Below are 8,130 nucleotides of genomic sequence, written 5' to 3'. Positions count from 1 at the left end.
GAACGCGGGTTTATCATGTGGCGCTTAGCGCCTCGTTTCCCCTATTTTTAGCTCTACACCCTCGCCGCCTGCCCTTATGAATCGCGAAGAAGCACTCCACATTTTCAGCCACTCCGAAGAGATCGTTTCGGCGCAGGACGTGACCGCGTCGATCGAAAGCATGGCGAAAGCCATCGGAGCGAGCACCGGCGAAGAGTTTCCGCTCGTGCTGTCCGTCATGGGCGGCGCGGCCGTGTTCACCGGCATGCTGCTGCCGCATCTCGATTTCCCGCTCGAGTTCGACTACATCCACTTGACGCGATATCGGAACACGACCAAAGGCGGCGACAAGATGGAGTGGCGCGTGGCGCCTGCGGAAGCGGTGAAAGATCGCGTGGTGCTGGTGCTCGACGACATCCTGGATGAAGGTGAAACCATGGCTGCCATCCGCGACCGCATCATGGCCATGGGCGCGAAGAAATTCCTCTCTGCCGTGCTGTGCGAGAAGCTCATCAATAAAGAGAAACCGTTGCGGCCGGACTTTTGCGGCTTCGAAGTGCCGGACCGGTATGTGTTCGGCTGCGGTATGGACGCGAAGGGTTACTGGCGCAACCTGCCGACTATCCGGGCGCTGACGGAAGGCGCGTGATCTGTTGTTGAATGTGAGCGGTTCAGAACAGGCCGTTCGAGGTTATACACGACGTTCAGCGCATAAAAAAAGGGGTTTCAACTCACGTTGAAACCCCTTTTTACGTCCGCTTACCCACTATGCCGCTCGACTGAAAATACGCGGCCAACCTCGGAAAGTGAAACATCGGCCGCGCCTGAATCGATACATTCGATGCAAACGCGAGCATCAGCCGCTTGTGGCCAACTGATGCACAAACGTCCGTATTCCGGTGAGGATCATTTCCACCGATATCGCGACCAGCACCAACCCCATCAGCCGTTCGAACGCCGTGACCGCGCGCTCGCCGAGCCAATGCTGGATCTTCTCGGCCAGCACCAGCACGATCGCGCAGACCATCATGGTGATCGTCAGCGCGCCGACCCATTCCCACATCTGCCCGGGCGCCTGCGATGTCAGCAGCATCACCGTCGCCAGCGCCGACGGACCGGCCAGCGCGGGGATGGCCAACGGCACGATCAGCGGTTCGCCACCGCGTGAATCACCGCCCATCGGACCATCGGGATGCGGAAAAATCATGCGCAAAGCGATCAGGAACAACACAATCCCGCCGCCCAGCCGCAACGACAAATCCGTCAGGCTCATCGCGCGAAGAAAGCGGTCGCCGACCAGCATGAACACCAGCAAGATCACGAAGGCAATGGCGACTTCCCGCAAGATCACCACCCGCCGGCGCTCCTTCGCAACACCACGCAACGCGTTGATGAAGATCGGGATATTGCCGAGCGGATCGGTGATCAAAATCAGCAGCACCGTCGCCGAGAGGAAGTTGTACTGCACGTTACTGGGCCACTCCCCGAGCCAGTGCAGCGCGCACCTTCTCGATCACGATGTTGGCCGCGTCGTCCACCGGCAGCAACGTGGCTTCGGCATCCCGTCGGGCCTGGTACTCAAGCTTGCCTTCCTTGAGTCCGCGGTCACCAATCACCAGCCGATGCGGCACGCCAATGAGTTCCCAATCAGCGAACATCACGCCCGGGCGCTCGCCACGATCGTCGAGAACCACGTCAATACCAGCAGCCTGCAGCGCTGCATAAAGCTTGTCGGCTTGCTCGCGGACCGCGTCGCTACGGTCGTAGCCCATCGGGCACAACACGACTTCGAACGGTGCAATCGATTCCGGCCAGATGATGCCCTTGGCGTCGAAATTCTGTTCAATCGCTGCGCCCAGGATCCGTGTGATACCGATGCCGTAGCAGCCCATTTGCATGGGAGCAGGCTTGCCGTTTTCGTCGAGGAACGACGCGCCCATGGCATCCGAATACTTCGTACCGAGCTGGAACACGTGGCCCACTTCAATGCCGCGACAGATTTCCAGCGTGCCCTTGCCGTCCGGCGACGGATCACCCGCCAGCACGTTGCGGATGTCCGCCACGACCGGTTCCGGCAGATCGCGGCCCCAGTTCACGCCGGTGGTGTGATAGTCGACCTCGTTCGAGCCCACCACGAAGTCGCTCATGTTCGCGACCGTCCGGTCCGCGATCACCTTGATCGGCTTCTTCGTGTTGAGCGGGCCAAGATAACCAGGCGGCGTGCCAAACGTATCGATAATTTCGGCTTCAGTTGCAAAGCGATATCCCGCCAGACCCGGCTGCTTGTTCGCCTTGATATCGTTCAGCGAATGATCGCCGCGCAACATCAATAGCCAAATGGTCGGCTCCGCGCCTTCGTTTTCCGTTGCGAGGATGATCGACTTGATCGTGCGTTCCAGCGGAATGTTCAGCAATTCCGCCACCGCCTCACACTTCGCCTTGCCCGGCGTGGCCGTCTTCTTCATCTCTTCCGTGGGCGCCGGGCGCGTTGCGTTTAGCGGCAGCGCATCGGCAGCTTCGACGTTTGCGGCGTAATCCGAGGTCGGGCAATACGCGATTGCGTCTTCGCCGGTGTCGGCGATCACGTGGAATTCGTGCGAACCGCTGCCGCCGATCGAGCCGTTATCGGCCGCGACGGCACGGAATTCCAGGCCGATGCGCGTGAACACACGCACGTAGGCATCGAACATTTTTTTGTACGACTCGGCGAGGGCCGCCTGATCGCGATCGAAGGAATACGCGTCCTTCATGATAAATTCGCGCCCGCGCATCACGCCGAAACGCGGCCGGATTTCATCGCGGAACTTGGTCTGGATCTGGTAGAAATTGACGGGCAGTTGGCGGTAGCTCTTGATCTCGCGCCGCGCGATGTCCGTCACCACTTCTTCGTGCGTCGGTCCGAGCACGAAATCGCGGTCATGACGATCCTTGATACGCAACAGTTCGGGGCCGTATTGCTCCAGGCGTCCCGATTCCTGCCAGAGCTCAGCCGGTTGCACGCCGGGCATCAACAATTCGAGCGCGCCGGCCCGGTTCATTTCTTCACGCACGATGGCCTCCACCTTGCGGATGGAGCGCAGGCCGATAGGCAGATAACTATAGATACCGCCGGCCACGCGGCGAATCATGCCCGCACGCATCATGAGTTGGTGGCTGACGATTTCCGCGTCGGTGGGAGCTTCCTTCAGGGTGCCGATAAAGAAACGGGATGCTTTCATTCAAAAATTTTCCAATGCGGGAGCGCGTCGATTGAATGGGTTTGTCGCCCAAACCTGCGGAACATGCAGAACGTGCGGAACGAGTGAACGACGGGACAGCGATGCGGTAAGGCGTATGACCGACCGCCCCGGCATCCCTGGCACCCAAACGAAACGAACCCCGATTCGGGTTCGTGCCGGTGCGCCAGGCCCGTTATCTGTTTATAATCAAAGCAATTTTAAAGGATTCGAAGGTGGTTGTATGCTGGATCGTGAAGGCTTTCGCCCGAACGTCGGCATCATCCTCTTGAACGCGCACAACGAAGTGTTTTGGGGCAAACGGCTGCGTGAACATTCCTGGCAGTTTCCGCAGGGGGGCATCAAGTACGGCGAGACCCCCGTGCAAGCGATGTATCGGGAGTTACACGAAGAAACCGGTTTGCTTCCGGAGCATGTGAAGGTCGTGGGTCGGACTCGCGACTGGCTGCGTTATGAGGTGCCGGACAAGTTCATCAAGCGCGAGGTGCGCGGGCATTATCGCGGACAGAAACAGATCTGGTTTTTGTTACGCATGGTAGGCCGCGACTGTGACATTTGTTTGCGTGCGACGGATCATCCGGAATTCGATGCCTGGCGGTGGAATGAGTATTGGGTCCCGCTTGACGCGGTGATCGAGTTCAAGCGGGATGTTTATCAGCTTGCGCTCACCGAACTTTCTCGCTTTCTGAGGCGCGCAGTTGTGCGTGCGGAGCGCGCGGAACGTATGGCGCATCATGCCAACCGTTATCCGCGCGTGATTCAGGGCATGACTATGGAAGATGTCACCGTTTCTGCTAACGGTGATGTCATTCAGGCAGAATGTTCGGTGACCGAAGAGCTGCACATCTACGCACAACGTCCTTCGCGGGATTAGGACGTGTGTGATCCGAAGCGGCGGTGCGGCAACGCACGCCGCTTTTTTTCGTGCAGCGTCGAAGGCTGGGCTTGCGTTTGAGATGCCAGCGTTTTCCCTTCATGGGACAAAACGCGGCGTAATCACGCGGCACGATCGAATTGCAGTCGCTTCTGCATCAACCTCGGGAAATCAAGAATTGAAAGCCATTGCATTGTTCGCGGCATCCGCGGCAGCCCTTGTCGTGCTCGCCGGTTGCGGTAGTTCCAAACAGCCGACCAACAAGGACGACAGCGCGTTCGTCTACCTCATGGACCGCGCGCCGAATTGGACCGAAAACAAGGTCGATACCCTGCCTCCGCTGCCAAAAGACGCAGATCTCCTGGAATTTACGGTGTCGAACAATACGCCGCTGAGTTTTTTCATCGATAAAAACTCGCTCACCGTAGGATCCGACGGTGTGATTCGCTACACAATTGTCGTGAAAAGCCCGGCCGGCGCGCGCAATGTCAATTACGAAGGCATTCGCTGCGACAACTATAACTGGCGCCTGTATGCGAGCATTAATGAGGACCAGACCGACTGGGACCGCACGGTCGAAAACGATTTTCGACGTATCGAAAACGGCGAATTGAACGCATATCACGCGGCGCTATATCAGGATTATTTCTGCTCGAACAAGCTGCCGACGGGGCCGGCGAAGCAGATTTTGTCGAACATCCAGGCGAAGCGGACCGCGGTTTCGAACTATCACTAGATCGAACAGCTGTTAAAAAACCCGCTGCGCCTGACGGTCAGCGGGTTTTTTTGCAATTTTCTTCTCAGAAACGCTATTTTTTAGCAGAAAAATCCGCCAACTGGCGGATTTTTAAGTTCCTGCGTGCCCAGCGCTGCTTATGCCAAAACCAGATTGTCCCGATGAATCAACTCAGGTTCCAGCATATATCCCAGCACCGTTTCGATTTCGCCACTCGGACGGCGCTGGATCAGCCGCGCCTCCGAGCTGCTGTAGTTCGTGATGCCGCGCGCCACTTCCTGACCGCCCGGATTCATGCACGCGATTACATCGCCACGCGCGAACGCGCCGTGAACATCGATCACGCCAATTGGCAGCAAACTTTTGCCGTCCGCAGTGAGCTTTTCGACAGCACCTTTGTCGATAACCACGTGGCCACGCACCTGCAAATGATCGGCCATCCATTGCTTGCGGGCCGCCATACGGGCCGTCCGCGCCATGAGTTGTGTACCGATCATCTCGCCCGATGCCAGCCGGGTCAGGACATCCGACTCTCGCCCGCTCGCGATCACCGTATTCGCACCGCTATGCGCCGCGCGTTTCGCGGCGAGAATCTTGGTCAGCATGCCACCGCGCCCCAGGCTAGAACCCGCGCCGCCCGCCATGGCTTCGAGTTCCGGCGTGCCCGCGTCAGCCTGTTCGACCAGCGTGGCCGTGGGATCGCGGCGTGGATCGGCGGTAAACAGGCCACGCTGATCGGTGAGGATAATCAGCGCGTCGCCTTCTATGAGATTCGCTACCAACGCGCCGAGCGTGTCGTTGTCGCCAAACTTGATTTCGTCGGTGATGACGGTGTCGTTTTCATTGATGATTGGCACGCAACCCAGCCGCAGCAAGGTGAGCAGCGTTGAGCGCGCGTTCAGATAGCGTTCGCGGTCAGCGAGATCGGCGTGCGTAAGGAGAATCTGCGCGGTCCGCATGCCGTGCTTGGCGAAACTGCTTTCGTAGACCTGCGCCAAGCCCATCTGGCCAACGGCGGCGGCGGCCTGCAATTCGTCAATTTCACGCGGCCGCTTGGTCCAGCCCAGCCGATGAATACCCTCGGCAATCGCACCGGAACTGACCAGCACGACTTCCTTGCCCTGCCCGCGCAACGCGGCAATTTGCGCGGCCCAACGCGCGATGGCCGCGTGGTCGAGCCCTCGCCCGTCGTTGGTCACCAGGCTCGATCCCACTTTCACTACGAGTCGCTTCGAAGCGGCTATGACGGAACGCATCTGACGCATTTCTCCTCGGATTTGCCTCGATAACCACGGGCCAAACTTTTACGCTTCGTCTTCGTCTTCGTCGATCTCCGGCGTGGGCTGAGGCGCCACGACGGCGGGTTCGTCGCGGAAACGGACATCAGCGGCGAGATCTTCGGCTTCTGCCGCCCGCGATGCATCCGAGTTCTTCGAGATGTAATCGAAGATGGCGTAAGTCAGGCTTTCGCAACCTTGCCCTGTCAGCGCCGAGATTTCGAACACTGGACCGTCCCATTCGTAACGCTTGATGAAGTCGGCCACGCGCGATTTACGTTCGTCGTCCGGCACCATGTCTAGCTTGTTCAGCACCAGCCAACGCGGCTTTTCGTACAGCGCTTCGTCGTACTTGCGCAATTCGTTGACGATCGCACGCGCTTCCACAACAGGATCAACCGCGTCGTCGAACGGGGCCAGATCGACGAGATGCAGCAGCACGCCGGTGCGCTGCAAGTGGCGCAGGAATCGGTGACCCAGACCCGCGCCTTCCGCCGCGCCTTCAATCAAACCCGGAATGTCCGCGATGACAAAGCTCTTTTCCGGTCCCACGCGCACCACGCCGAGATTCGGTGCGAGCGTGGTGAACGGATAATCGGCAATTTTCGGCCGCGCATTCGACACCGCCGTGATGAACGTGGACTTGCCCGCGTTCGGCATGCCGAGCAAACCGACGTCGGCGAGCACTTTCAACTCAAGGCGCAACATGCGCCGGTCGCCTGGCTTGCCCTCTGTCTTCTGACGTGGCGCGCGGTTCGTACTCGACTTGAAATGCAGGTTACCGAGACCGCCCGCGCCGCCGTGCGCGATCAACACGCTCTGGTTGTGCTCGGTCAGATCGGCGATCAACTCGCCCGTTTCCGTGTCCGCGATGATTGTGCCGACCGGCATGCGCAAGATGATGTCGTCGCCACCCTTGCCATAACAGTCTGCGCCGCGGCCGTTTTCGCCATTGCGCGCCTGGTGTTTCTTCGCATACCGGTAGTCGATCAGCGTGTTGATATTGCGGTCTGCAACCGCATACACGCTGCCACCCCGGCCGCCGTCGCCGCCGTCCGGCCCGCCGAACGGGACGAACTTCTCGCGCCGCATCGACGCGCTGCCATCCCCTCCGTCGCCGGCGATGACTTCAATTCTCGCTTCGTCAATGAACTTCATGAGTTGCTCCGTCCCGTGTTTCAGCGGTGTTCCGCTATTCTGCCGCGACCGGCCGATGCCAGCCACTAGACCATTCGATATATGTCACTGCCTGGCCGCGTCAATCAAGCCGGCCAATAAAAAAAGCCCCGCGAACTTCGCGGGGCCTTTTCCGGTCCTGAAGCCCGTGCCTGAATACTACTTAGGCAGCCGGGACAACGTTGACCAGATGCTTCTTTGCTGCGCCCTTCGTCGAAAACGTGACGTGGCCGTCGGTCAGCGCGAACAAGGTGTGATCCTTGCCCATGCCGACGTTATCGCCCGGGTGCATGCGCGTACCGCGCTGGCGAACAATGATTCCGCCTGCGTTGATAGCCTGGCCGCCGTAAACCTTCACGCCGAGGCGCTTTGATTCAGAGTCGCGACCATTGCGGGATGACCCGCCTGCTTTTTTGTGTGCCATTTAATAGCTCCTTGACCGTTTAGCTTAATCGACTCGACGACGCTTACGCGGCGTTGATAGCGTCGATACGCAGTTCGGTGTAGTTCTGGCGATGGCCAGCGTGCTTTTGGTAGTGCTTCCGGCGACGCATCTTGAAGATCGTAACCTTCTTATGACGACCCTGGGACACGACGGTAGCTATGACGGAAGCCCCACTGACCAGCGGTGCACCGAACTGAATCGATTCACCTTCGCCTACTGCGAGAACCTGGTCGAGCGTGATTTCAGCGTCAATGTCTGCCGGTATCTGTTCTACTTTCAATTTTTCGCCGACAGCAACCTTATACTGCTTGCCACCGGTTTTTATGACCGCGTACATTGAGAACCTCACTCTGAATTCATTTTTCCGCACACCGTGCGCGAAAACGCGTGATTATACAGAGAGTTAG

9 protein-coding genes are annotated in these 8,130 nt (G+C 58.8%); 3 read left to right on the top strand and 6 right to left on the bottom strand.

The features are described from left to right. The first annotated feature begins 76 nt into the window (after positions 1-76). Positions 77-628 carry a hypoxanthine-guanine phosphoribosyltransferase gene (locus JWR14_RS25645; protein WP_299713931.1) on the top strand — a complete coding sequence of 184 codons (552 nt, stop codon included), beginning with the start codon at positions 77-79 and terminating at the stop codon, positions 626-628. Between the two features lie 207 nt (positions 629-835). Here JWR14_RS25645 and JWR14_RS25640 read toward each other — a convergent pair whose 3' ends face one another. Together JWR14_RS25640 and JWR14_RS25635 are read right to left on the bottom strand one after the other, a co-directional pair. Next, complete coding sequence (locus tag JWR14_RS25640; RefSeq protein ID WP_299713929.1) at positions 836-1,447, bottom strand: MarC family protein; 612 nt, start codon at positions 1,445-1,447, stop codon at positions 836-838. A 1-nt stretch (position 1,448) separates the two neighbouring features. Further along, positions 1,449-3,197 carry a proline--tRNA ligase gene (locus tag JWR14_RS25635; protein ID WP_299713926.1) on the bottom strand — a complete coding sequence of 583 codons (1,749 nt, stop codon included), beginning with the start codon at positions 3,195-3,197 and terminating at the stop codon, positions 1,449-1,451. A gap of 241 nt (positions 3,198-3,438) precedes the next feature. Between JWR14_RS25635 and JWR14_RS25630 the strand changes: the two genes are divergently transcribed. Continuing rightward, positions 3,439-4,089 carry an RNA pyrophosphohydrolase gene (locus JWR14_RS25630; RefSeq protein ID WP_299713933.1) on the top strand — a complete coding sequence of 217 codons (651 nt, stop codon included), beginning with the start codon at positions 3,439-3,441 and terminating at the stop codon, positions 4,087-4,089. A 178-nt stretch (positions 4,090-4,267) separates the two neighbouring features. Beyond that, positions 4,268-4,825, top strand: coding sequence for a CNP1-like family protein (locus JWR14_RS25625; protein WP_299713923.1), 558 nt, complete (start codon positions 4,268-4,270; stop codon positions 4,823-4,825). Between the two features lie 137 nt (positions 4,826-4,962). Here the strand turns inward: JWR14_RS25625 and proB are convergent, their stop codons facing one another. The 4 genes from proB to rplU all read right to left on the bottom strand — a co-directional run bounded on the left by proB (position 4,963) and on the right by rplU (position 8,060). Further along, complete coding sequence (gene proB, locus JWR14_RS25620) at positions 4,963-6,081, bottom strand: glutamate 5-kinase (protein WP_299713920.1); 1,119 nt, start codon at positions 6,079-6,081, stop codon at positions 4,963-4,965. 48 nt (positions 6,082-6,129) lie between these two features. After that, entirely contained in the window at positions 6,130-7,260 is a 1,131-nt protein-coding gene (gene obgE / locus JWR14_RS25615) for a GTPase ObgE (RefSeq protein ID WP_299713917.1), read from the bottom strand. Between the two features lie 181 nt (positions 7,261-7,441). Next, positions 7,442-7,702 (bottom strand): 50S ribosomal protein L27, encoded by a 261-nt coding sequence (gene rpmA / locus JWR14_RS25610; RefSeq protein ID WP_031360734.1) that lies wholly within the window; start codon positions 7,700-7,702, stop codon positions 7,442-7,444. 43 nt (positions 7,703-7,745) lie between these two features. After that, positions 7,746-8,060, bottom strand: a complete 315-nt coding sequence (rplU, locus tag JWR14_RS25605; protein ID WP_031360733.1) for a 50S ribosomal protein L21 — start codon at positions 8,058-8,060, stop codon at positions 7,746-7,748. Positions 8,061-8,130: the final 70 nt, after the last annotated feature.

It is taken from the genome of Caballeronia sp., assembly GCF_028292365.1.
GTDB lineage: Bacteria > Pseudomonadota > Gammaproteobacteria > Burkholderiales > Burkholderiaceae > Caballeronia.
This window is presented reverse-complemented; position numbering and strand designations above follow the sequence as displayed.